Source organism: Nocardioides sp., assembly GCF_035576065.1.
Taxonomy (GTDB): Bacteria; Actinomycetota; Actinomycetes; order Propionibacteriales; family Nocardioidaceae; genus Nocardioides.
Window position 1 is genome coordinate 59,814 of sequence record NZ_DATLWX010000042.1, and the last position, 23,301, is coordinate 83,114.

The 23,301-nt window shown below is 70.0% G+C and carries 28 protein-coding genes; 17 read left to right on the plus strand and 11 right to left on the minus strand.

Annotated features, from left to right (window positions below):
* Positions 1–48: 48 nt before the first annotated feature.
* The 4 genes from VNJ48_RS18435 to VNJ48_RS18450 form a co-directional block, all read right to left on the minus strand.
* Positions 49–1,833 (minus strand): acyl-CoA dehydrogenase, encoded by a 1,785-nt coding sequence (locus tag VNJ48_RS18435; protein ID WP_325604799.1) that lies wholly within the window; start codon positions 1,831–1,833, stop codon positions 49–51.
* A gap of 62 nt (positions 1,834–1,895) precedes the next feature.
* Positions 1,896–2,552, minus strand: coding sequence for a uridine kinase (locus VNJ48_RS18440; protein ID WP_325604801.1), 657 nt, complete (start codon positions 2,550–2,552; stop codon positions 1,896–1,898).
* Positions 2,549–3,235, minus strand: a complete 687-nt coding sequence (locus VNJ48_RS18445; RefSeq protein WP_325604804.1) for a DUF402 domain-containing protein — start codon at positions 3,233–3,235, stop codon at positions 2,549–2,551. The genes VNJ48_RS18440 and VNJ48_RS18445 overlap by 4 nt, the downstream gene beginning before the upstream one ends.
* Positions 3,236–3,251: 16 nt before the next feature.
* Positions 3,252–3,905, minus strand: a complete 654-nt coding sequence (locus VNJ48_RS18450; protein WP_325604805.1) for a hypothetical protein — start codon at positions 3,903–3,905, stop codon at positions 3,252–3,254.
* Between the two features lie 109 nt (positions 3,906–4,014).
* Here VNJ48_RS18450 and VNJ48_RS18455 point away from each other — a divergent pair, with 109 nt between their 5' ends.
* Positions 4,015–4,188 carry a DUF5302 domain-containing protein gene (locus VNJ48_RS18455; RefSeq protein WP_325604807.1) on the plus strand — a complete coding sequence of 58 codons (174 nt, stop codon included), beginning with the start codon at positions 4,015–4,017 and terminating at the stop codon, positions 4,186–4,188.
* A 70-nt stretch (positions 4,189–4,258) separates the two neighbouring features.
* The gene (locus VNJ48_RS18460) at positions 4,259–5,305 is read left to right on the plus strand and encodes a MaoC family dehydratase (RefSeq protein ID WP_325604809.1); all 1,047 of its coding nucleotides are present in this window, start codon (positions 4,259–4,261) and stop codon (positions 5,303–5,305) included.
* On the opposite strand, the gene VNJ48_RS18465 is transcribed toward VNJ48_RS18460, so the two are convergent.
* Entirely contained in the window at positions 5,281–6,468 is a 1,188-nt protein-coding gene (locus VNJ48_RS18465; protein ID WP_325604811.1) for an MFS transporter, read from the minus strand. The genes VNJ48_RS18460 and VNJ48_RS18465 overlap by 25 nt on opposite strands.
* 50 nt (positions 6,469–6,518) lie before the next feature.
* Here VNJ48_RS18465 and VNJ48_RS18470 point away from each other — a divergent pair, with 50 nt between their 5' ends.
* The 3 genes from VNJ48_RS18470 to VNJ48_RS18480 are packed head-to-tail and all read left to right on the plus strand — an operon-like array spanning position 6,519 to position 8,661.
* A complete protein-coding gene (locus VNJ48_RS18470) occupies positions 6,519–7,097 on the plus strand; it encodes a histidine phosphatase family protein (protein WP_325604813.1) in 579 nt (192 codons plus the stop codon).
* 30 nt (positions 7,098–7,127) lie between these two features.
* Positions 7,128–7,754 (plus strand): DUF6758 family protein, encoded by a 627-nt coding sequence (locus VNJ48_RS18475; RefSeq protein WP_325604815.1) that lies wholly within the window; start codon positions 7,128–7,130, stop codon positions 7,752–7,754.
* Positions 7,755–7,791: 37 nt separating this feature from the next.
* The gene (locus tag VNJ48_RS18480; protein ID WP_325604817.1) at positions 7,792–8,661 is read left to right on the plus strand and encodes a PHP domain-containing protein; all 870 of its coding nucleotides are present in this window, start codon (positions 7,792–7,794) and stop codon (positions 8,659–8,661) included.
* Here the strand turns inward: VNJ48_RS18480 and VNJ48_RS18485 are convergent.
* Complete coding sequence (locus VNJ48_RS18485; protein ID WP_325604819.1) at positions 8,612–9,364, minus strand: SDR family oxidoreductase; 753 nt, start codon at positions 9,362–9,364, stop codon at positions 8,612–8,614. The two genes, VNJ48_RS18480 and VNJ48_RS18485, sit on opposite strands and share 50 nt — an antisense overlap.
* A gap of 60 nt (positions 9,365–9,424) precedes the next feature.
* Here VNJ48_RS18485 and VNJ48_RS18490 point away from each other — a divergent pair, with 60 nt between their 5' ends.
* Complete coding sequence (locus VNJ48_RS18490) at positions 9,425–10,276, plus strand: ParA family protein (RefSeq protein ID WP_325604821.1); 852 nt, start codon at positions 9,425–9,427, stop codon at positions 10,274–10,276.
* Between the two features lie 34 nt (positions 10,277–10,310).
* On the opposite strand, the gene VNJ48_RS18495 is transcribed toward VNJ48_RS18490, so the two are convergent.
* Positions 10,311–10,541, minus strand: a complete 231-nt coding sequence (locus tag VNJ48_RS18495) for a hypothetical protein (protein WP_325604823.1) — start codon at positions 10,539–10,541, stop codon at positions 10,311–10,313.
* Positions 10,542–10,621: 80 nt separating this feature from the next.
* Between VNJ48_RS18495 and VNJ48_RS18500 the strand changes: the two genes are divergently transcribed.
* Positions 10,622–11,023 carry a L,D-transpeptidase gene (locus VNJ48_RS18500; protein WP_325604825.1) on the plus strand — a complete coding sequence of 134 codons (402 nt, stop codon included), beginning with the start codon at positions 10,622–10,624 and terminating at the stop codon, positions 11,021–11,023.
* 59 nt (positions 11,024–11,082) lie between these two features.
* Complete coding sequence (locus VNJ48_RS18505) at positions 11,083–11,949, plus strand: endonuclease/exonuclease/phosphatase family protein (RefSeq protein WP_325604826.1); 867 nt, start codon at positions 11,083–11,085, stop codon at positions 11,947–11,949.
* 97 nt (positions 11,950–12,046) lie between these two features.
* Here the strand turns inward: VNJ48_RS18505 and VNJ48_RS18510 are convergent, their stop codons facing one another.
* Positions 12,047–13,453, minus strand: coding sequence for a DEAD/DEAH box helicase (locus VNJ48_RS18510; RefSeq protein WP_414689968.1), 1,407 nt, complete (start codon positions 13,451–13,453; stop codon positions 12,047–12,049).
* A gap of 235 nt (positions 13,454–13,688) precedes the next feature.
* Between VNJ48_RS18510 and VNJ48_RS18515 the strand changes: the two genes are divergently transcribed.
* Positions 13,689–14,390 (plus strand): ferritin-like fold-containing protein, encoded by a 702-nt coding sequence (locus tag VNJ48_RS18515; RefSeq protein ID WP_325604829.1) that lies wholly within the window; start codon positions 13,689–13,691, stop codon positions 14,388–14,390.
* An 87-nt stretch (positions 14,391–14,477) separates the two neighbouring features.
* Here VNJ48_RS18515 and VNJ48_RS18520 read toward each other — a convergent pair whose 3' ends face one another.
* From VNJ48_RS18520 to VNJ48_RS18530, 3 genes are all read right to left on the minus strand, one after another.
* The gene (locus VNJ48_RS18520) at positions 14,478–14,765 is read right to left on the minus strand and encodes a GlsB/YeaQ/YmgE family stress response membrane protein (protein WP_325604831.1); all 288 of its coding nucleotides are present in this window, start codon (positions 14,763–14,765) and stop codon (positions 14,478–14,480) included.
* A gap of 122 nt (positions 14,766–14,887) precedes the next feature.
* Positions 14,888–15,106, minus strand: coding sequence for a DUF3107 domain-containing protein (locus VNJ48_RS18525; protein WP_325604833.1), 219 nt, complete (start codon positions 15,104–15,106; stop codon positions 14,888–14,890).
* Between the two features lie 41 nt (positions 15,107–15,147).
* Entirely contained in the window at positions 15,148–15,798 is a 651-nt protein-coding gene (locus tag VNJ48_RS18530) for a TetR/AcrR family transcriptional regulator (protein ID WP_414689967.1), read from the minus strand.
* Positions 15,799–15,994: 196 nt separating this feature from the next.
* On the opposite strand from VNJ48_RS18530, the gene moeZ reads away from it, so the two are divergent.
* The 8 genes from moeZ (at position 15,995) to VNJ48_RS18570 (ending at position 23,278) form a co-directional block, all read left to right on the plus strand.
* Complete coding sequence (moeZ, locus tag VNJ48_RS18535; protein WP_325604835.1) at positions 15,995–17,194, plus strand: adenylyltransferase/sulfurtransferase MoeZ; 1,200 nt, start codon at positions 15,995–15,997, stop codon at positions 17,192–17,194.
* A 127-nt stretch (positions 17,195–17,321) separates the two neighbouring features.
* Positions 17,322–18,203, plus strand: coding sequence for a hypothetical protein (locus VNJ48_RS18540; protein ID WP_325604837.1), 882 nt, complete (start codon positions 17,322–17,324; stop codon positions 18,201–18,203).
* A gap of 90 nt (positions 18,204–18,293) precedes the next feature.
* Positions 18,294–19,028 (plus strand): DUF4129 domain-containing protein, encoded by a 735-nt coding sequence (locus VNJ48_RS18545; RefSeq protein WP_325604839.1) that lies wholly within the window; start codon positions 18,294–18,296, stop codon positions 19,026–19,028.
* Between the two features lie 17 nt (positions 19,029–19,045).
* Positions 19,046–19,459: a hypothetical protein gene (locus VNJ48_RS18550; protein WP_325604842.1), complete on the plus strand. Its 414-nt coding sequence runs from the start codon at positions 19,046–19,048 to the stop codon at positions 19,457–19,459.
* Positions 19,446–20,441 (plus strand): MoxR family ATPase, encoded by a 996-nt coding sequence (locus VNJ48_RS18555; RefSeq protein ID WP_325604844.1) that lies wholly within the window; start codon positions 19,446–19,448, stop codon positions 20,439–20,441. Before VNJ48_RS18550 ends, VNJ48_RS18555 begins: the two co-directional genes overlap by 14 nt.
* Positions 20,438–21,721 (plus strand): DUF58 domain-containing protein, encoded by a 1,284-nt coding sequence (locus VNJ48_RS18560; RefSeq protein ID WP_325604846.1) that lies wholly within the window; start codon positions 20,438–20,440, stop codon positions 21,719–21,721. The genes VNJ48_RS18555 and VNJ48_RS18560 overlap by 4 nt, the downstream gene beginning before the upstream one ends.
* A complete protein-coding gene (locus VNJ48_RS18565) occupies positions 21,718–22,272 on the plus strand; it encodes a hypothetical protein (RefSeq protein WP_325604848.1) in 555 nt (184 codons plus the stop codon). The genes VNJ48_RS18560 and VNJ48_RS18565 overlap by 4 nt, the downstream gene beginning before the upstream one ends.
* A gap of 331 nt (positions 22,273–22,603) precedes the next feature.
* Positions 22,604–23,278 (plus strand): lysophospholipid acyltransferase family protein, encoded by a 675-nt coding sequence (locus VNJ48_RS18570; protein ID WP_325604850.1) that lies wholly within the window; start codon positions 22,604–22,606, stop codon positions 23,276–23,278.
* Positions 23,279–23,301: the final 23 nt, after the last annotated feature.

Sequence of the window (23,301 nt, forward strand, 5' to 3'; positions counted from 1 at the left end):
ACACTGAGGGCCCGAAATCGACCACCCTGTAGATCTTGGGGAAGAACTTCAGAGCACGTCGGGGTCGAGGTCCAGCGTCGTCGTGTCGAGGCTCTCGAGCAGCCGCAGCTTGGGGCCGATGGTGGGCAGCTCGAACGCATAGAAGAAGCGCGCAGCCGCCCGCTTCCCGTCGTAGAAGTGGCCCTCACGCGTGCCGCAGGCCGTGAGCTGCTCGAGCCACAGCCAGGCCACGACGACGTGGCCGAAGGCTTCGAGATAGAGGGTCGCGTTCGCCAGGGCGAGCTCCGGATCGAGCTTCTCCCACAGGGCCGCGGTGACGCGGAGGACGTCGTCCCACGCGGCCTGGAGCAAGACGGCGTGGACAGCCGCTTCGCCACCGGCTTCGGGGGCTGTAGCAACGGTGGCGGCGATGCGGGCACCCAGCACGTTGAGAGCCGTGCCTCCACCCTCCACGACCTTGCGGCCGAGGAGGTCCAGGGCCTGGATGCCGTGGGTGCCCTCGTGGATGGGGTTGAGCCTGTTGTCGCGATAGAACTGCTCGACCGGGTAGTCGCGGGTGTAGCCGTAACCGCCGTGCACCTGGATGGCGAGGTCGTTGGCCGCGAGGCACCACTGCGACGGCCACGACTTCGCGATCGGGGTGAGGAGCCCGAGCAGCGCGCGGGCTTCACCGGCAGCCGCGGCGTCGGGGTTTGTCCGCTCCTCGTCGACGAGGTGTGCGCAGAACAGGACGAGCGCGAGCCCGCCTTCGACGTACGCCTTCTGTGCCAGCAGCATCCGTCGCACGTCGGGGTGGTCGATGATCGCCACCGGAGGAGCGGCCGGGTCCTTCGTGCCGACCGGCCGGCCCTGGGTCCGGACGCGGGCGTACTCGAGGGCGTGGAGGTAGCCGGTATAACCGAGCGCCACCGCGCCGGCACCGACCCCCACCCGGGCCTCGTTCATCATGTGGAACATGTAGGTGAGGCCGCGGCCCTCCTCCCCGACGAGGAAGCCGACGGCACCCGGTGCCCCGCGGGGCGTGGTGAAGCCCTCGCCGAGGTTGAGCAGGGTGTTCGTGGTGCCGCGGTAGCCCATCTTGTGGTTGAGGCCGACCAGCGCCACGTCGTTGCGTTCTCCGAGCGACCCGTCGTCCTCCACCAGGAAGCGGGGGACGATGAAGAGCGAGATGCCCTTGGTGCCGGGGGCGGCGTCCGGGGTGCGCGCGAGGACGAGGTGCACGATGTTGCCCCCGAGCTCGTGGTCGCCGGCCGAGATCCACATCTTGGACCCGGTGAGGCGGTGGCTGCCGTCGCCCTGTGGCACTGCGCGGGTGGTGATGTCACCGAGCGACGAGCCGGCCTGCGGCTCCGACAACGCCATGGTGCCGTACCAGCGTCCCTCGATGATGGGCAGCGCGTAGGTGGCCACCTGCTCGGGGGAGCCGTGGGTCACGATCAGGTTGGCGTTGCCGGCGGCGAGGAACGGGTATGCCGAGGCCCCGACGCTCGCGGCCATCAAGTAGCTGGTGGCCGCCATGTGCACCACGAACGGCAGCTGCATGCCGCCGACGGCGTCGTCGAAGATGCTCGCGCTGAGCCCGGATGCGGAGTACGCCGCCAGCGCCCGCGTCAGCTCCGGCGGCAGGACGACCTTGCCGTCGTCACCGACGAAGGGCTCGTTGGCGTCCACGATGGCGTTGAGGGGCCCGAAGTGGTGGGTCGCCAGCTGCTCGCTGAGGTCCAGGACGGCGTCGAAGGTCTCCCGGCTGTGGTCCGCGTAGCGCTCCCGCTCGACCAGGGCCGGGACGTCGAGCCACTCGTAGAGCAGGAACTCCACATCGCGGCGGTTCATGATCGTCGAGCTGGCCACTGAATGCCCTTCGTCGTCGCGGAAGCTGTGAGTCCCGGGCAGGTCTACCAGACCGGCACGGAAGGATCGGTGTTGTCGATGACCACGGCGGCGCGGGCCCGTGGGTCGCATTCGCGCAGGTAGATGCGCTGCCCTTCGACGTACCGCCGCATGCTCGGCTGGTCGGGATCGGGGTCCGACCCGTCCCGATCCGCCATCCGCCGGGCCGTCACCTCGAAGGGGACGTCGAGGAAGATCGAGAAGTCCCAGCAGTCGATCAGCTCGTCGCGGTGCAGGAAGATCCCCTCGACGAGAAGCACGCCGCCCGGCGGTGCGGTGACCCAGCCGCCCGCCACGAGCTCGTCGCTCTCGAGGTCGTGGGAGGCCGTGCGACAGCGACCGTTGCCACCCGGTGCCAGCGGATCGAGGACGTCCGAGCGGAAGGTGGCGTAGTCGTAGGAGTCGAGCCAGAAGCCAACGGGTGAGTCCTTCCCGAGCCGGTGGCGCACCCCGCGACGGTGGTGGAAGTCGTCGACCGAGACGGCGACAACCGTGGCCCCGCGTGCCTCGAGCGCGCGCGTCAGCGCGGCCGCGAACACGGTCTTGCCGGCGCCATCCACACCGTCGACAGCCACTCGGCGTGCCGGTATGGCGAGGATGCGGTCGGCGAGGCACGCCAGGACGGCGGCGCGGCCGCTGGCCCCGGGGTGCTCGGGCGTCATCGGGTCGGCAGGACAGGCAGGTCGGGGATCGGCCACTCGGGATCGGGACGGAATCGTTCCCAGTCGTCGCAGAACGGGGGACCCCAGCGGGATACCACGGCCTCGACGTCGGCAGCGTCCGCCTCGATCGCTGCCGCTGCGGCGGGGTCGAAGACGCCTTGGGCGACCGCGAGCTCGAGCTCGTCCTCGTCCTTGCGTCGCATCGAGCGATCAGGGTCGACAACGACGTCGAGCACGTGGTCGGTCGTGTAGACGGTGTCCCCGTCGCGTACGTGCGGCGTCTCGAGGTTGACGTACCACCCTGCGAACTCCCCGGTGCCCTCCGCGAAGAACACCCAGACCGACCACGGTCGCCCGGTCGGGGCCACCCGGAGCTGGTCGAACCAGGCGTGCACGCCGTGGTCCTGGACGACCTCGGCGGTGAACAGGGTGCTCAGGTCGGCTCGCTTGTCCAACCCGTCGGCGCGCGCCGCCCGCAGGACCGGCGTGCCGACGGGCAGCCACGCGACCAGGGCGTCGGCGTCGTCACGCACGACGGTCACCGGCTGGGCGAAGTGGGGGACAGCGAGGTCCGCGACCGGCGCACCGGTGCCCAGCGCTCCTGACCCCTCCCGCCACATGATCTGGGTGCCGGGGGACCAGTACGGCGGGCTGCCCGACGGTCGACGGCTCATCTGGGTCATGGGGATGGAAGGTACGTCACGAGAGCGGCTGGAGGCTGTCAGCCAGGTCGGAGGCGATTCGCTGGGACTTGTCGCGGTCGTCGGTGAGGATGTTGATCGTCGTAGCGGTGGTGTCCGTCTGCACGATGAGCTGAGCCTGATGATGGACGGGGTCCTTGAGGCTTGATGCGAACCCGGTCAGGATCGCTGAACCGACCGCCGTGTCGACCTCGGTGAGCTCGACGTAGTCAACCCCGATCGGGCCGCTGCGGTAGGTCGCCTCGATGTCGGACATCGAATAGATCTCGCCGTCCACAGGCCGCACATCCACGGACATCTTGGAGAGGACACCGTTGTCCACCCCCTTGGCCGAGGCGACGAACACCGGCTCGGTGCCACCGGGGATCCCGGTGGTGCTGATGAAGATCATGACCGGCGACCGCTCGGTGTCCGGGCCGTGCCTCTCGACCAGCTCCGCCATCAGTTTCTTGTCCGTGGAGGCTGCACGGGCTGTATCGACGTCCAGCTCCACCCAACCTGCGGGCATCTCGAAGGTCAGGCCGGCGTCCTTGATGGTGACGGTCTCCGACGACCCGCCGCCGTCCGAGCTGTCGTCCGAACAGCCGGCGAGGACGGCCAGCATCACGAGGACGGCAAGGGTCGTCAGGATCGAGCGGAGGGTATGGCGCACGCACGGAACCTACGGGATGCGAGCCCTCGCACCTGACGGCGACATAACCCACTCGACCAACGGCGGAGCGGACTGGCAGGCTGGTGCTGACCGAGGAGAGGATCCGCTCATGTCGAACGAAGACCTCAAGGCCAAGATGCGCGAGGCGCTGGACAAGAAGAACAACAAGGAGAAGGGCGTCCACCAGGATGGCCCGACCCCGGAGAAGGCCCACGGCTCCGAGGTGGAGGGTGGCGCCGCCCCGAAGATGCACCGCCGCAAGGCCGGTGGCGGCGGCAGCTGACCGTCACCGTGACAATGGCCACGTGAGCACCCGCGTCCCTCAGGGGCGCGGGTGCGGCACGATGTGGCCCATGAGCAAGACGACGAGCAAGACCAACGGGGGCAACTTCTTCGAGGACTTCACCCTCGGCCAGGTGGTCGAGCACGCCACCCCGCGCACGATCACCGAGGGCGACCGCGCGCTCTACCAGGCGCTCTACCCCACGAGGTTCGCGCTCCCCAGCAGCGCCGAGTTCGCCCGGCAGGTGGGTCTGCAGCAGCATCCCGTCGAGGAGCTGATCGCCTTCCACGTCGCCTTCGGCAAGACGGTCCCGGACATCTCGCTCAACGCGGTCGCCAACCTCGGCTATGCCGAGTGTCGCTTCCACCAGGCCGTGGTCCCGGGCGACACGCTGCGGACGTCGAGCGAGGTCATCGGCCTCAAGCAGAACTCCAACGGCAAGACCGGCGTCGTCTACGTCCGGTCGACGGCGCTCAACCAGCGCGGCGAGGTCGCCCTCGACTGGTGTCGCTGGGTGATGGTCAACAAGCGCGATGTCGAGGCACCGGCTCCCGAGACGTTCGTGCCCGACCTGAAGGCCGTGGTCGCCGCCCAGGACCTCAAGATCCCCGCCGGCCTCGACTTCTCGGCGTACGACGACAGCGCAGCCGGCGAGAAGCACCGGCTCGGCGACTACGAGGTCGGCGAGAAGATCGACCACGTCGACGGTGTGACCCTCACCGATCCCGAGCACATGCTGGCGACCCGGCTCTGGCAGAACACCGCCAAGGTGCACTTCAACACCCAGGTGCGCCCTGACGGCAATCGGCTCATCTACGGCGGGCACATCATCTCGATGGTGCGCGCGCTGTCCTTCAACGGTCTGGCCAACGCGCAGCTCATCGCGGCGATCAACGCCGGAGCGCACGTGTCCCCGGCCTACGCCGACCGCACGATCTACGCCTGGTCGGAGGTGCTCGACAAGGCGGAGACCGACGCTCCCGGCGTGGGCGCCATCCGTCTGCGGCTCGTCGCTACCCGGGGTCGCGACGAGTCCATGACGCTGCACGGCGAGGATGGGAAGTATGCCGACGGCGTGCTGCTCGACCTCGACTACTGGGCCTTCATGCCTGTCTGAACCGGAACAGGCACACCAGCCGGGGCGAAGGCCTTCGCCAGCGGAACCAGGGCGAGCACCAGCACCATGGGGACTGCGAAGCCGATGCGAAGTGAGCCCGCGCCGGCGAGACCCGTCAGCACCGAGCCCAACAGCGCCCCGACGTAGTTGAACTGGTTGAAACGCGCAATCACTGCGTCGACGCGCGCCTGCCGCGCGCTTCCGGTCAGCGCAGAGCCGCCGGCGAGCGCGGCGGCCGCAGAGAAGCTGAGAGGCGCGATCGTGGCGACGCCGAGCCCGAGCACCGTGAAGCCCAGCACGGCGACTGGCCACGTCGGAGCCAGGACGATGACGCCAAGCGCACAGAAGGCGACGAGAGCACCGGACCGGAGCAGGGTCACCGGCCCGACCCGCCTAACCAGCGAGTCGCCAGCCAGCCGCATCGCACCGCTGGCGACGAGGTAGGGCAAGGTCGCCAACGCCACGAGCCCTGAGGGGGTGTCGAACTCGTCTGCGAGATAGGTCGGTCCCCACGTCGCGGCCGCCGTGTCGACCATGTAGAAGAGCACCAGTGCCGCTCCCACGAGCAGGAGCGGTCGCCACTGCACGACCTCGGCGGCCGTGCTGGCTCGATCCGTCGCTGCCTGGTCACGTCGAAGGAATGGTGCGAACGCGACCGCCAGCGGGACCACCGCGACGAGCACGGCCCAGGACAACGACAACGAGCTCGTTGCCAGGGTGATCACCGAGCCGGCGATCCCGCCGAGGGTCCACATCCCGTGGAACGAGGGCAAGATCGTCCGACCGTAGCGATGCTCCAGCGCCACCGCCTGCATGTTGGTCGTGGCGTCCACAACGCCCAACGCCACGCCGTAGAGCGCCATGCCCGCGACGAAGAACGCAAACGCGGGTGCAAGGACGAGGCAGGGGACGGCGATCACCATGAGCAACAGGTCGGCACGAAGGACGAGGGCGCTGTCGGTCGACCTCGCGGTCCGCTCGGCGATCACTGAACCGACCCCCGCCAGCACCACCATCATCAGCAGGATGAGGGACAGTGTCACCTCGCCGAGGTCCCAGCGCTCCCGCACGTCGGGGAGGCGGGTGGTCAGGGAGATGAACACCAGGCCCTGGGTGAAGAAGGCCGCGCAGTCCGCAGCGCGGGCGCGGCCGAGGGTCGTCATGCGCTGATGGTGGCAGCAAACGGGGGCAACCGGCGTGTCAGACTCGCGCCATGAGCGCCGACCCAGCCATCACCACCGAGCTCTGGCTGGTGCGCCACGGCGAGACCGAGTGGAGCAGGGACGGCAAGCACACCTCCACCACCGACCTGCCCCTCACCGAGCACGGGGTCGAGGTGGCTCGGGGCCTCGCACCGCGGCTCGTCGACGTCGAGTTCGCCCAGGTCTTCACGAGTCCACGCCAGCGGGCCCGGGTCACCGCAGAGCTCGTCGGTTTCCCGGACGCCACCCCGGACGACGACCTCGTCGAGTGGGCGTACGGCGACTACGAAGGAGTGACGACCAAGGAGATCCGCCGGACCGTCCCGGGGTGGACCGTCTGGTCGCACCCGGTGCCCGGCGGCGAGACGCCACGGGAGGTCACGGAGCGGCTCGACCGCGTGGTCGCCAAGGTCCGCGCGAGCAGCGGGCGCACCCTCGTCTTCGCGCACGGCCACTCGCTGCGTGCGCTCACCGCCCGGTGGCTCGAGCAGCCGGTCACCGACGGCCGCTACTTCCGCCTCGACACCTCGACCCTGTCGGTCCTCGGCTACGAGCGCGAGACGCCGGTTCTCCTCCGCTGGAACTCTTGACGACGCCACCACATTGATGAGACTGGGTGGGTGCTCCTCGCCGGCTGCCCGCAGTGCGCTGAGCCCGTCCGCGAGCGCGAGTCGGGCTGGGAGTGCCCCGCGCACCGCGCGGTGACACCGCTGTGGCGCCCGCGCGAGGCGGTCTATGAGGCCTTCGTGGATCACCTGGCTCGTGCCGACGACTGCCCGACGCTGCTGCCGTGGCCGATGGCGCCGGCCTGGCAGGTCAGCGACTTCGGGGTGGTCGCCGCCCCCGACCGGTCGGCGATGGCAACGGTGACGTGCTGCTCGGGCATGAGCGAGCTGGACGGAGCAGTCGACGTGCTGATCGTCTCGGAGGAGCCCGGCACCGGCCTCGGCGCCCGGGTGGCCCGGCTCGGTCGCAGCCACCCGACCGGCGTCGGTGAGGGCCCGCCGGTCGCCCGGGTCAGGGTGGGCCGCGCCGCGGTGCCGTTGTGGACGATCTCGACCGGAGAGGACCCCGACCTCGACCGGAGCGTGCTGGTGGGGGAGGCAGAAGGCCGCTGGTTGTGGTTCGTGCTCTACCCGGCATCGGCCGCGCTGTTGCTGGGCGACGACTGGATCCTGCGCGACGCAGCCGACGCTGGTGCCGGGCTGGTCGAGCTGACCTTCGGGGGAACGCCACCCCACTGGTGACCCACATGGATGGACGGCTCGGTGACACACTTGTCCGGTGCTCATCGACCTCCACACCCACTCGTTCGTCTCCGACGGGACCGATGCACCGGCCGACCTGATCCGCGCGGCGAAGACGGCTGGCCTCGACGTCGTGGCGCTCACCGACCATGACACGGCAGCCGGCTGGCCGGAGGCTCAGCGCGCCGCCGACGAGGTGGGCATCACCCTGGTGCCGGGGATGGAGATCAGCACCAGGCTCGGCTCCGCGAGCGTGCACCTGCTGGGCTATCTCCTCGACCCGACGCACCCCCCGCTCGTGGCTGCGCTCGACCGGATCCTCGACGGCCGCAACGGCCGCGTGCCGGCGATCTGCGCCCAGCTCCAGGCCGTGGGCATCGAGGTGACCGAGGAGGACGTACGCCTCAGTGCCGGTGACGCCGCGGCCACCGGCCGCCCGCACATCGCCGACGTGATGGTGGCGACGGGCGCGGTCGCCAGTCGGGACGAGGCGTTCGCGAAGTTCCTCAATCCCGGCCGACCCGGCTACGTCCGGCGCTACGCCTGCCCGCTCGAGGAGGCGATCGGTCTCGTGGGCGAGGCCGGCGGTGTGCCGGTCATCGCGCATCCGTGGGGCCGCTCTCCGGGCGCGCTGACCGAGGAGACCCTGGCCCGTCTGACCGCCATCGGTCTGCACGGGATCGAGGTGGACCACCAGGAGCATTCGCCGCAGGCGCGAGAGGCCCTGCGCGGCATCGCCCGCAACCTGGGGCTGGTGGTCACCGGGTCCAGCGACCACCACGGCACCGGCAAGGTCGATCACGACCTCGGCTGCAACACCACGGACCCCGACGAGTACGAGCGCATCCTCGAGCTGGCTACTTCCGCCCCATCGACTGGTAGCGCTGCAGCACCACGGAGGGGATGACCCGCGTCAGGGCGCGGACTGCCTTGTACTGCGCCCCGGGGACCGAGTAGACCCGCCCCTTGTCGAAGTCCTCGAGCGCGGTCTTCACGAGGAACTCCGGCTCGAGCCACATGAAGCCGTCGCCACGCTTGACCTCCATGCGCTCGTGGAACTCGGTCTTGGTGAAGCCGGGGCACAGCGACATCACCTTCACCCCGTGCGGCCGGTATTCGTTGTGCGCCCATTCGCTGAAGCTGTTCACCCACGCCTTGGTCGCCGAGTAGGTGCCGCGCGGCAGGAACGCCGCGACCGAGGAGACGTTGATGATGCCGCCCCGTCCACGCTCGGTCATCGGCCCCAGCGCGGCGTGCGAGAGCCGCAGGACGGCGGTGACCAGCACGTCGAGCATCGCCTGCTCCTCGTCGACGGAGTTGTCGAGGAACCGCTTCTTGAGGCCGAAACCGGCGTTGTTCACCAGAAGGTCGACCGGGCGCCCACGGTCCGCCAGGCGGGCCTCGACCCGGGCGCACTGCTCCGGCACGACGAGGTCCGCAGGAAGCGTCTCCACCTCGACGGCGTACGCCGCCCGCAGCTCGTCGGCCACGGCAGCGAGCCGAGCCTCGTCGCGTGCCACGAGCACGAGGTCGTGCCCGCGCCGGGCGAGCTGGTGGGCGAACTCGAGGCCGATGCCGGCGGTCGCGCCGGTGATGAGGGCAGAAGTCATGCCCCCAGCAAACAGGTGTCGCCATGATCGTGCCAACCGGGTCGGGCATGATGGGGCTCGATGAGCAGATCACGCACGGTGACCCTCGCGATCGCCAACCAGAAGGGCGGCGTCGCCAAGACCACCACGGTGGCCTCGATCGGTGCTGCCCTCGTCGAGCTGGGCCACTCGGTCCTGATCGTGGACCTCGACCCGCAGGCCTGCCTGACGTTCTCGCTGGGGATCGACCCTGAAGACTTGGAGCTGTCGGTGCACCACGTCCTCACCAAGGGTCTCGACCCCAGTGAGGCGATCATCGAGACCGCCGACGGCGTGGACCTGCTCCCTGCCACCATCGAGCTGGCGCGGGCCGAGGCCGACCTGCTGACCCGGACGGGTCGCGAGCACGTGATCAAGGTCGCGATCGACGCGCTCGCCGACGACGAGGTCCACTACGACTGGGTCCTGCTGGACTGTCCTCCCTCGCTCGGGGTGCTGACGGTCGCTGCGCTCACGGCAGCAGACGGGGTGCTCATCCCCTTGCAGTGCGAGACCCTGTCCCACCGCGGCGTCGGGCAGCTGCTCGACACCGTCCACGACGTGCGGCGCTTCACCAACCGCAACCTCGAGGTCTGGGGCGTGCTGCCGACGCTGTACGACGGCCGCACCAACCACTCCCGCACCGTGCTCGAGACCATCAGCGACACCTACGACCTCGAGGTCGTCGAGCCGCCCATCCCGAAGACGATCAAGTTCGCCGAGGCGCCGGCCGCCGGCCGGTCGATCCTCTCGACGAGCCGCAGCAGCAAGGGCGCGCAGGCCTACCGCGAGGTCGCCGCCAACCTGGTGAAGCGGGCCGAGCAGCCCAAGGCGCGCAAGAAGGCCCCGAAGAACCCGAAGAACCCGAAGGCAGCCAAGGCCACGAAGGCCTGATCGTCGTGAGTCGCCATCGGTCCGCCCGCCCTCGCTACGGCCGGATCGTGCTGGCCGCGCTCGCGCTCTTCATCACGGTCTTCGCCGTCCTCGGGGGAGTAGGCGTGGTGCCGACGGCGCCGTCTGCCGCTGAGGGCGACCGGGAGACGAAACGGTCAGCCCCGTCGGAGACGACCTCGCCCGAGGTCGCGGAGGCGGCGGACACCCAGCCCGGGGTCACCGGCCCGACTGCCTCCGGCGCCGGGACCGGGACCGGGACGGACACGGAACCGCTCAGCGACGCGGGGGGGCGAAACGGGGGGCGAAACGGGGGGCGACACGACCAGCGACACGGACACGGACGACGTGGTCCTGCCGGCCGACTCGGGTGCCGGGCGTCGGATCGTCTTCAGTGAGACCGAGCAGCGGGTCTGGCTCGTGCGCAGCGACGGCAGCGTGCGGCGTACCTATCTCGTGTCAGGCAGCGTGCAGGACAACCTCGAGCCAGGGACCTACTCCGTCTTCTCCCGCTCCCGCTGGGCCGCGGGCCTGGACGACTCGGGAGTGATGGAGTTCTTCGTGCGGTTCGCCCAGGGACAGCGGGCCGCCATCGGGTTCCACACCATCCCCACCAAGCTCGGAGTCTCGCTGCAGAGCCGCGCCGAGCTGGGCACTCCGCAGTCCCACGGGTGCATCCGGCAGGCGAAGGCCGACGCGATCTCCCTGTGGAGGTTCGCCCCCGAGGGCACCACCGTCGTCGTCGTCTGAGCAGGGCGCTCGGCTGGCGTCGATTTGCGACGCGGCGGGGTCCTTGTCATGGTGTCGGGATGCCACACACCCCCAAGGCCTTCGCTGCTGCCTGTGCGCTGACGCTCAGCCTTGCGCTGACGCCGGCGGCGCTGGGCACCCCCACCGCCCACGCAGACATGACGAGCACCCCGGTCACCATCACTGCGGACGAGACGCCGGGCGCGGAGAAGCCGAAGCCACCCAACGGGTACGGCCTGCGTCTGACGACGTTCAACATCCTCAGCAGCTCGATCGCCCGAGGCGGCGTCGACCGCGCCACCCGGGCCGCGAGGTGGGTGCAGGAGCAGGGCGCGGACGCCGCGGCCTTCCAGGAGGTCGCGAAGGACCAGCTGCGCCAGATGCAGACCGTCATGCCGCGCTACAACTTCTTCCCGCGTCGGGGCCTGGGCACTCGCGGCTCGGCCATCCAGATCGCCTGGAACTCCAAGACGGTCAAGATGGTGGAGACCGGGCACATCATGCGGCCCTTCCTGGGGTGGGCCCGCCCCATCCCCTACGTGCGCCTGCGTGACCGCGAGACCGGTCGTGGCTTCTGGGTGGTGGCCATCCACAACGCCCCCGGTGGCCAGGAGCACGATCGCGACGTGTCGACGGCAGCCGAGATCAAGCTGGTCGAGAAGATGCTCGCCGGCCGGGACCGCCCGGTCCTCGTGATCGGCGATGTCAACGAGCGCTCCGAGTTCTGCCAGAAGTTCGCCGCCGCCACCCCGCTGGTCTCGATGAACGGCGGCACCGCCAAGAACCCGTGCCCCGTCCCGCGTTTCGGCGGCCCGGACTGGATGCTCGGCAGCGGTGCCGAGTTCTCCGGCTTCAAGAAGGTCTACAACGGGATCAGCGACCACCCGGCCCTCACGGCGCGGGCCTGGGTGCCCTCCGCGCACTGACAACGCCGGTCGACGACCGGCACAACGACAGGCCCGCCCGAGCTCAGCTCGGGCGGGCCCTGTCATGTGTAGCTGTCACGTGCTTGCTTGGTGGTGCTCAGGACTCGCTGGTCGTAGCGGCCGAAGCGGAGCCACCGCCGGAGCGGGTGCGACGACGGTTGCGGTTGGTGCGCGTCGCGACGGGCTTGTCGCCCTCGGTGGCGGCCACGGCCGGCGCACCGGCCGTCTCGCCCGAGACGGAGGACCCGCTGCGCGTGCGGCTGCGGTTGCGGTCGTTGTTGCGGCTGCGGGCCGGGCGCTCGGAACCCTTGTCGTCACGTCGACCACGGTCTCCACCGCGATCGCCACCGCGGTCCTCACGCGGCTTGCGCTCGACCGGGGCAGCATCGACGATGCGGCCCTTGGTGCCCTTCGGGATGCCTTGGTCGTGGAAGAGCTCGGGTGACGTGGAGTAGGTCTCCGGCGGGTCGGGGAACGGCAGGTCGAGCGCCTTGTTGATCATCTTCCAGCGCGCGATGTCCGGCCAGTCGACCAGCGTGATCGCCGTACCGGTGGCACCAGCGCGACCCGTGCGACCGATGCGGTGGATGTAGGTCTTGTCGTCCTCGGGGCAGGTGTAGTTGACGACGTGGGACACGCCGCGGACGTCGATGCCGCGCGCGGCGACATCGGTGCACACGAGCACCTTGAGCTTGTCCTCGCGGAACTTCGCGAGCGCCTTCTCGCGAGCGATCTGCGCCATGTCACCGTGGAGGGGAGCGGCCGCGAAACCGCGCTCGGCCAGGTCGTCAGCGATGCGCTGGGCCTGACGCTTGGTGCGGGTGAAGACGATCATCTTCTCCGCGTCGTCGGCCTGGAGGACGCGACCGATGATCTCCGGCTTGTCCAGGTCGTGGGCCAGGTAGATGAACTGGGCCGTCGCCGGGACGGTCGCGTTCTCGTACGACGACTCGGCGCGGATGTTCATCGGGTGGCGCATGTGGCTGCGGGCCAGGGCCACGATCGCGGCCGGCATGGTGGCCGAGAACAGCATCGTCTGCCGGGTCTCGGGGGTGAGGCTCAGGAGGCGTTCGACGTCGGGCAGGAAGCCGAGGTCGAGCATCTCGTCGGCCTCGTCCAGGACGAGCGCGTGGACGTGCGAGAGGTCCAGCGCCTTGCGGTTGGCCAGGTCGATGAGCCGACCCGGCGTGCCGACGACGATGTCCACGCCGGACTGGAGCGTGTCGAGCTGGGTGTCATAGCCGACGCCGCCGTAGACGGTCAGCACGCGCAGCCCGAGGTCCTTGCTGGCCAGGTGCAGGTCGTTCGAGACCTGGAGCGCGAGCTCGCGGGTGGGGGCGACGATCAGTGCCTGCGGCTTGCCCTGCGGCAGGTCGGCGTAGGCCGGGTCGCTCATGGTGACGCTGCGCTGCATCACCGGGATGCCGAAGGCCAGGGTCTTGCCGGTGCCCGTGCGGGCCTGGCCGATCAGGTCGGTGCCCATCAGGGCGACCGACAGGGTCATCTCCTGGATGGCGAAGGGGGTGGTGATGCCGGCGCGCTCGAGCGCGTCGCAGATCAGGGGGAGCACCCCGAGCTCGCGGAAGGTGGTGGTCACGTCTATGTCGCTTTCTTGTTCAAGTCCTCGTCGTGCGGCGGACTCGCAAGAGAAAGCCTGCCGCGCACATACGTCGGCGCCGGTCGGATCCTCAACGGAACAGGGCGCCCGATGAGGCCACTCTATCGCCTAGGGTGCGAGCATGACTGAATCGTCGTCGGCGCTGATGACCGACTCCGGGCAGGATCCCGCCTACACCCAGGCAGTGATCGACCTGCTGGGCGCGATCGCCTACGGCGAGCTGTCCGCCTTCGAGCGCCTCGCCGAGGACGCCAAGCTGGCGCCCACGATCGAGGACAAGGTGGCCATCGGATCGATGGCGGCGGCCGAGTTCGGTCACCTCGAGCGCCTGCTGGCCCGGCTCACCGAGCTCGGCGCCGACCCGTTTGTCGCCATGCAGTCCTTCAAGGAGGGCTTCGACAGCTTTCACGCCCACACCCGCCCGGCCGACTGGTTCGAGGGCCTGATCAAGGCCTACGTCGGCGATGGCCTGGCCGCAGACTTCTACCGCGAGATCGCGGCCTACCTCGACTCGGAGACCCGCGACCTGATCGTCGCCGCGCTGGCCGACACGGGCAACTCCGTCTTCGTCGTCGAGCGGGTGCGGGCCGGGATCGCCCAGGACCCGCGCCTGGGTGGGCGCCTCGCGCTGTGGGGCCGACGGTTGATGGGGGAGGCGCTCACGCAGGCTCAGCGGGTGGCGGCCGAGCGCGACGCCCTGAGTGCCCTGCTGGCCGGGGGTGTCGACCGTCCCGGTCTCGACCTCGCGGCGCTGAGCCGTATGTTCAGCAGGCTGACCGAGAACCACGCCCAGCGGATGGCCGACCTGGGGCTCGACGCCTGAGCGACTCCGGCAGCCCGACACGCGGAAGGGCCCCACGCCTCGCGGTGTGGGGCCCTTCGTCGCTGTCGTGTCAGGCGCGAGCCTGGATCAGACGCGGGTGCTGTGGTTGCTGTTGTTACGGCCGCTGACGGTCGAGGCGATCATGACCAGGACGGTCGCGGTGATGACGGCAGTGATCCACTGGATCCAGTTGAAGTCCTCGGTGTCGCCGCCGCCGAGGGCTTCGTAGATGAAGAAGCCGAGCAGGATCCCGCCGATGCCGCACAGGATGGTCAGCCAGACGGGCGTGTTGTCCTTGTCACCGGGGGCAAGGAGCTTGCCGAGGAATCCGATGATCACGCCGAGGATGATGAGAACGATGATGTCGATAATCATGGTGTCAACCTTTCTCTAGTCGCACCCTGATGGCGCGAACCTGTCGAACGCGTCGACTTGGTTCCATCATCCTCATCACGCAGGTCGGTCGCAATTGGCGTCGCCCATAGGGGTGGCGTGGCTCAGCGGTAGCCCACGCTGCCGGACTTGCCGGAGCCGATCTCGACATAGGCGATCTTGTCGCCCGCGACCGCGATCCGGCGGCCGCGGGTGTCGGTGAACGCGAGGATCCCGCCGGTGCTGACGGCCTCCGAGAGCAGTGCCTCGAAGTCGCTGGGACTGGTGTCGGTCTCCACGACCAGCTCGCGAGGCGCGTGCTGCACGCCGATCTTGACCTCCATGGTCACTCCTTGTGGGGTATGTCGATGGGTGCTGCGATGGGTCAGGTGTCTTCGGACTTCGGATAGCCACGGATGCCGCGCCACGCCAGGCCGGAGACCAGCGCGGCGGCGTCCTCGAGGGGGATGGCGCCGCTGCTGACGCCGTCCTCGCCGAGCCAGAACCGCGCGCTGACCTGTGCCATTCCCACCAGCGCCACGGCCAGCAGGCGTGACGCCTCGTCGGGCAGCCCGGTGTCCTCGTGGATGACCTCGGCGATCATCGCGGCGCACTCGGTGGTGACGCGGTCGATGTGGGCGCGCACGGCGGGCTCGCTCGTCAGGTCCGACTCGAAGACCAGGCGGAAGGCGCCGGTGTCGGAGGAGACGTAGTCGAAGAACGCCTGCATGGCGGCTTGCACGCGCAGCTTGTTGTCGGTTGTGGAGGCCAGGGCCAGCCGGCAGTTGTCGATGATGGTGTCGCACGAGGCGTCGAGGAGTGCGAGGTAGAGATCGAGCTTGCCGGGGAAGTGCTGGTAGAGCACGGGCTTGGAGACGCCGGCGCGATCGGCGATGTCGTCCATGGCGGCGGCGTGGTAGCCGTGCACCACGAACACCTCGAGCGCCGACTCCATCAGCTGGACGCGGCGTTCACGGCGAGGCATCCGAGCCCCGCGGGGTCGGGACTCGCCTGAGTCGAAACGGTCGACGCTCACGTGCTGTGTCCTCCCGGCGGTTCCTTGAAGTCGCAGCCTACTCATAGGTATCCCCGGGGATTCGCAGGGCCGACGGCTCGCCCCCGTCCGGATGCCGGGACTTGTGCGGACCGGTCGCCCGGGCCGGGGAACATGAGGAAGGTCGGTGGTGTTTGCCTCCACGAACCCTGAATCGATCTGAGTCCGAGGAGTACCCGTGTCGTTCGCCCCGCTCGTGGAGCCCGCCGCTGAGCTGACCATCGACGAGGTCCGCCGCTACAGCCGGCACCTCATCATCCCCGACGTCGGGATGAGTGGGCAGAAGCGCCTCAAGAACGCCAAGGTGCTCGTGATCGGCGCCGGCGGCCTCGGCTCCCCGGCACTTCTCTACCTCGCTGCGGCGGGGGTCGGGACGCTCGGCATCGCCGAGTTCGACACCGTCGACGAGTCCAACCTGCAGCGTCAGGTCATCCACGGCGTCAGCGACATCGACAAGCCGAAGGGCCAGTCCGCCCGGGAGTCCATCGCGGAGATCAACCCGTACGTCGACGTCGTCCTCCACCCCGAACGGCTCGACAACGACAACGTGCTCCAGGTGTTCGAGGGCTACGACCTCATCGTGGACGGGACCGACAACTTCGCGACCCGCTACATGGTCAACGACGCGGCGTTCTTCCTCGGCATCCCGTATGTCTGGGGGTCCATCTACCGTTTCGACGGCCAGGCCTCGGTGTTCGCGCCGATGCTCGGCGACGACCTGCCCTGCTACCGCTGCCTCTACCCCGAGCCGCCGCCGCCCGGGATGGTGCCCAGCTGCGCCGAGGGCGGCGTGCTGGGGGTCCTCTGCGCGAGCATCGGGGCCATCCAGGTCAATGAGGCCATCAAGCTGCTGACGGGCATCGGTGACCCGATCGCGGGCAAGCTGATGATCTACGACGCGCTGGAGATGGAATACCGCAAGCTCAAGGTGCGCAAGGACCCCAACTGCGCCCTGTGTGGGGAGCACGCGACCGTCACCGAGCTGATCGACTACGACGCCTTCTGCGGTGCGGTCTCCGACGAGGCGGCCGAGGCTGCGGTCGGTTCGACCATCTCGGTCACCACGCTGGAGCACATGCTCAAGGAGCGGGAGAACGGTGAGCGCGACTTCGTGCTCGTCGACGTCCGCGAGCCCAACGAGGCGGAGATCAACCACATCCCGGGTGCGGTGCTGATCCCGAAGGGCGAGTTCCTCAACGGCAACGCCCTGAGCCAGCTCCCCAGTGACAAGCAGATCGTCATGCACTGCAAGTCCGGCGTGCGCTCCGCCGAGACGCTGGCCATCGTCAAGGGCGCCGGCTATGCCGACGCCGTGCACGTCGGCGGCGGCGTGGTCGCCTGGGTCAGCCAGATCGACCCGAGCCAGCCGACGTACTAGACGCGCGGTCCCTTCCGACTGCTCGATCACCGACGAGGCGTAACCCCAAGGGGTCACGCCTCGTTGGCACGTTCGGACGAGCCCTCGCCCACTCGGGAGCGAGGGCGCAATCGGAAGAGGACCCCACATGCGCACCTCACGCACCTTGCTCGCGGTCGCCGCGAGCATCACCCTCACGAGCGCCGTCGCCACGTCCGCCCCAGCCGTCGCTGCCAAGGGGGGAAAGAATTCCCCGACCGCCGTCTCCTATGCCCCGGCCGCCACCGCCAAGATCCACCCCGGCGTGCAGATGTACACCGAGGGCGCCCAGTGCACGGCCAACTTCGTCTACACCGACGGCGCCGGAGCCACCTACGTCGGCTATGCCGCGCACTGCGCCGGCCTCGGCGAGGCCACGGACACCAACGGTTGCACCGCACCCTCGCTCCCGCTGGGCACCCGCGTCCAGTTCGTCGAGGGCGGCTCGCTGGTCAGCCGCGGCACGACCGTCGGCCAGGGCACCCTCGCCTACTCCTCCTGGCTGACGATGCAGCAGCGCGGGGAGACCAACGAGAACGCCTGCGCCTACAACGACCTGGCGCTGGTCAAGGTCGACGCGGCCGATGTCGCCAAGGTCAACCCCTCCGTCCCGTTCCGGGGTGGTCCTGTCGGCATCAACACGACGGGCACGACCACGGGCGACACGGTCTACTCCTACGGCAACTCCAGCCTCCGTGCCGGCATCGAGACGCTGTCCCCCAAGCAGGGCACCAGCGTGATCACGGAGGGCGAGGGCTGGTCCCACGCCGTCTACACCGTGAGCCCTGGCGTGCCCGGTGACTCCGGCAGTGCCTTCCTCGACGGCCAGGGCAACGCGCTGGGCACGCTGTCCACGCTCGCCATCGCCCCGCTTGCCGCGTCCAACGGGGTCAGCGACCTCAACCACGAGCTGACCTACGCCCAGCAGAACGGTGGGATCAGCGGCCTGCGCCTCGTGCCCGGCACGGAGCCGTTCAGCCCGATCCTCTGATCGCGTAGCACCAGATTCCGGCGGCCCCGTCTGTGGGGGACGGGGCCGTCGGGCCTTTTCCTGCCTGTCCGGAGGACTAGGCTCCCGCGCATGACCTCGGGGGCGTGGCGCGCCGCGGCCGCAACCGCCGTCACCTGCGTCCTGGTGACGATGGTGGGCTGGGCTGCGCTGATCGGCCCGTCCGAGGTGTTCACCGGCCCCGGCCCTCAGCCGAGCAGCGAGACCACCACGACCAGCGAGGCGCCGGTCGAGGATGTCAAGGAGCTCCAGCGCAAGGACATCGAAGAACGTGAGTACGGCGCTGCGACGATCATCATCGCCAACGTGATCGGCGGTGCCATCCAGCTCTTCGTGCTGGTCGGTATGGGATGGGTGGCCTACCTGCTGCTGCGGCGCGCCCGGCGAGCCTGGCAGCTGAGACGGCATTTCGAGGCCCCGGCGACCGCCGACTTCGACATCCTCGAGGCCGGCCATCCCGAGCGGGTCCGGCGCATGATGGCGGACGACGCCGAGGCGCAGCTGGCGCTGCTGTTGGACGGCGAGGCCCGCAACGCCATCGTCGCGTGCTGGCACCGGTTCGAGGTGCAGGCCCATCATGCTGGGCTGCCCCGGCGCCCCTGGGAGACGTCGTCGGAGTTCGCCCTACGCATGCTCGAGCTGGCGGAGGTGGACTCGCCGGCCGTCAGCCGGCTGCTGGCCCTCTATCGCGAGGCGCGGTTCTCCGAGCACCCGATGGCTGAGGACGACCGACGCGCGGCTGCGGAGGCCCTGCGGCAGATCCAGTCCAGCATCGCCGCGAGCAGCTCGCCGGGGCGGTCGGGATGAGCCGGTGGTGGCGTCGCGTGGCTGTGCTCGTGCTGGTGGCGGTCGGGGGGCAGGTCGCGCTCACGCTCCTCGACTTCGACCCGGACCCGCTGCGGTGGGCGCTGATGGCGACGACCGGAGTCACGTTGCTGTGGCTGGTCCTCGACGTCCTCGGAATCGGCACCGCGCCCTGGGACGAGCCGCTGTCGCCGTACGCCCGTCCCGATGCCGCCGATGACAGCGTCCAGCACCGGGTGGTGGCCAACCACCTGGCAGCGCGCGACCCCGGTCCCGCGCTGCACCGCCTCCTCGTCGGGCTCGCCCGGGCCCGGGACCCGGCGCTCAGCGACCCCGAGCTCCGCGCCCTGGCCGAGGAGGCGCCGCGACGCCTCAAGGCCACCGACATCGACCGCTACCTAACCCGAATCGAGCAGCCCCATGACGACGACTGACGCCGTGCCCCAGCCCAGCGAGCTCACCGCCGTCGAGGCAGCCGCCGTGGCTCAGGAGGTGCTGAGCCAGGTCGGTCGGGCCGTCGTCGGCAAGCAGCAGGCGCTGAGTCTCGTGCTGGCCGCGATCCTGGCCAAGGGTCACGTGTTGATCGAGGACTTCCCAGGTCTCGGCAAGACCCTCGCCGCGCGGACGTTCGCCCAGGCGCTCGGACTCGACTTCTCCCGGGCGCAGTTCACGCCCGACCTGCTGCCGGCCGATCTCACCGGTTCCTACATCTACGACCAGCGGGTGGGGGAGTTCTCGTTCCGTCGCGGGCCGCTGTTCGCGGGACTGCTGCTGGCCGACGAGATCAACCGCACCCCGCCCAAGACCCAGGCCGCCCTGCTGGAGGCGATGCAGGAGGGCCAGGTGACGGTCGAGGGGGAGACGCACCCCCTGCCGGTGCCCTTCCACGTCCTGGCCACCGCCAACCCCGTCGAGTACGAAGGCACCTACCCGCTGCCCGAGGCCCAGCTCGACCGGTTCCTGCTGCGCGTCACCTTCGGATACCCGACGGCGGACGAGGAGTACGACGTGCTGGCCCGTCGCATCGCTCGCCAGCGCGAGGAGATCACCGTCGAGGCGGTGACCGACGCTGCGGGGCTGAGCGCGGTGCAGGCGGCCACCGAGCGCGTGCAGGTCGACCCCAGCGTCGGTCGCTACTGCGTCGCCCTCGCCGAGGCGACACGTGCCCACCCCGACGTGCTCATCGGGGCCTCGCCCCGGGGCAGTCTCGGCCTGGTGCTCGCCGCCCGCGGCTGGGCGCTCATCCGGGGACGCGACTACGTCATCCCCGAGGACGTCAAGGCCGTGGCGCCGTCCGTGCTGGCCCACCGGATCACCGTGAAGCCCGAGCTGTGGATGACGCAGGCCTCCGGGGGCGCGGTCGTCAAGGCCGTGCTGAGCGGTGTGCGTGCGCCCGGAGCGCTGGAGCGATCGTGAACGGGTGGGCACCGACGCCCGCCCTCGGCCGGGCGACCGTGGTGGCGGCCGTGGGGCTGGTCGGCGCCGCCCTGACCGGCTCGCCGGCGCTCGTGGTGATGGCGTCCTCCTTCGTCCTGCCCGTCCTGATGGGGCTGCTGGGCGGGCCCGACGTCGACCCCAGGATCGTGCCTCGCCTGGGGCTGGTCCGGCTGCACGAGGGGCAGGGCACCACCTCGACGCTCGAGATCGTCGACGGCGACGCCGTCGAGCAGGTCACGCGAGTGCAGACGCGGGCGGCGTACGTCGCAACCGTGCCCGCCTCCGGTGCGATGGCGGTGCCGATGGACCGGGCCGACGCCCGCGTCATCGCGCTCACCCCGCGTCGCTGGGGCCGACGCAACGTCGGTGACGAGCAGGTGGCGCTGACCAGCGCCTGGTGCGGCTACCGGTGGGGACCGGAGCGGATGCCCGCCCAGCAGCTGACCGTGTGGCCCCAGGCCGCGGCCTACGACTCGACCGCAGAGGCCCCGCAACCCGACGGTCTGGTCGGCGCGCACCGGTCGCGCCGGGTCGGCAGCGGGACCGAGTTCGCCGGCATCCGTCCTTTCGGGCCGGGGGATCGGCTGCGCCGGATCAGCTGGCCGGTGTCGCTTCGGACCGGAGAGCTGCAGGTCGTGACCACGCGGGCCGAGCAGGACGCGTCGGTCCTGGTCGTGGTGGACGCGCTGCGCGACATCGGTGTCTCGGGCGGGGTGGACGGGCGTGCCAGCAGCCTCGACCTGACTGTCCGGGCGGCGTCGGCCCTGAGCGACCACCACATCCGACGCGGCGACCGCGTCGGCCTGCGAGTGGTGGGCCCGAGGGACGTCCGCGTGCCTCTGGGCAGTGGCCCCCGGCACCTGCACCGGCTCACCGGCACGCTGGCGCGCGTGCTGCCCGACACCTCCCCGATGACGGCCGACAGCCTCGAGCTGGGAGTCACCGGGGACTGCATCGTCTACGTGCTGTCCACGATGCTGCACGCTCCGCTCGTCGCCGCAACCGCGCTGCTCTCGGCCAGGGGAGTCTCTGTGGTGGTCATCGACACGCTGGGGGAGCGAGCGATGGACGAGATCGGTGGGCCGACATCGGCGGCCGGCCTGGCCTGGCGAATGCGCATCCTGGAGCGGAGCTCCCTGCTCGATCGGCTGGCCGCCCTGGGGTGTCCCGTCGTGACGTGGCGAGGTCCGGGCACCGTCGATGAGGTGCTGCGCCAGCAACAACAGCGCCAGCAGCTCCCCAGGGTGCGGAACAGATGACCACCTGGCGGACCTGGAGCCGCAGCCAGGTGGGTTGTCGGGTCCTCGTGGCCCTGTCACCGGTCCTGGCCCTGCTGGTCGCACCCGTGCGACCGAGCGCCCCGGTCCTGGCGCTCGCGGCGGCTGTCTCCCTGCTCTGGGCGGCGTGGCCCGAGCTGGCCGCAGGGCCGGTGGTGCTGCTGCTCGTCATGGCCTGGTGGGTCCTGGCCGTTCCGGACCCCGTCCAACCGCGCGTCCTGGTGGCCGCCGCGCTCCTGCACACCGCCCACGTGGGAGGGGTGCTTGCGGCGTACGGACCCGCTCGCGCAGCGATCCACCCACGACTGGTCCGCATCTGGGTCCGCCGCGGGGTGCTGTCGTTCCTCGCCGCCCCGGTGGCCTATCTGGCCGTCGCGAGTCTGGACGACGTCCCGGACCAGCCGCTCATGTGGCCGGTCGCGATTGGCTTCCTGGTGGTCGCCGCCCTGACGATCGGCCTGCGATTTCGCGATCAACCCGTCCCGGTCTCTCCACAGGTGCGACGGAAAACTGTGGACAGGAACGGGTCATGATGTGGAGAACCTCCCTGCTTTGTGGAGGACACGCGGGTCAACCAGAATCAGTTCGAATTGGTTCTCCCAACCCCTTGTGCGGGGCGCGGCCGACGGCATAGAACTACTCCCACGCACTCCCCCCGGGGAGAGCGGGACAGCTCGGAAGTGAAGATCCATCCGACGGGGCAACCCGTCGCAGCGGCTGGGTGACGAAACCGCTGGGATCCGAAGACGAAGAGCCGTCGACTGGAGGCGTCACCACGATCCGGTCACCAGAAGGGCCCTTGCAACTCATACTTGCAAGGGCCCTTCGTCTATTTGCACATCCACGCAGGGGAAGATGTGCGACATGTTCTTCGCCGCGGTCCACCGAGTCGTCCCGCCCGTCGCCAAGGCCATCTGGCGGCCGACGGTGACCGGACTCGAGCACGTCCCGCGAACGGGTGCCGTGATCCTGGCCAGCAACCACCTCAGCTTCATCGACAGCACCGTGATCCCGGTGGTGGTGCCGCGCAAGGTGGTGTTCCTGGCGAAGTCCGACTACTTCGAGGGGACCGGCATCAAGGGTGCGTTCGTCCGCGCGTGGTTCGAGGGGCTCGGCATGCTGCCGGTGGACCGCGACAACAACTCGTCGGCGCTCGCCAGCCTCGACACGGCGCTCGAGGTGCTCGGTCGAGGGGAGGCCTTCGGCATCTATCCCGAGGGCACGAGGTCGCGGGACGGCCGCCTGTATCGCGGCCGCACCGGTGTGGCCCACCTCGCGCTCAGCGCCGGCGCCCCGATCGTGCCGGTCGGGCTGCGGGGCACGCAGGACCTGCAGCCGGTGGGAGCCCGCGTGCCGCGGCTCGCGCCGGTGAGCCCGGTGAGCATTGCCTTCGGACCACCGATCCTCCCTACGGGCTATGACGGTGTGCCGTCGGGCCGCGCCCGCCGCGAGCTCACGGACCGGGTGATGGCTGCGATCGGCGAGCTCAGCGGACAGGAAGCCGCCGGGGTCTACAACGAGCGGCCGGCCGACGGGTGAGGGTCCGCCGCGCACTGTCGGTG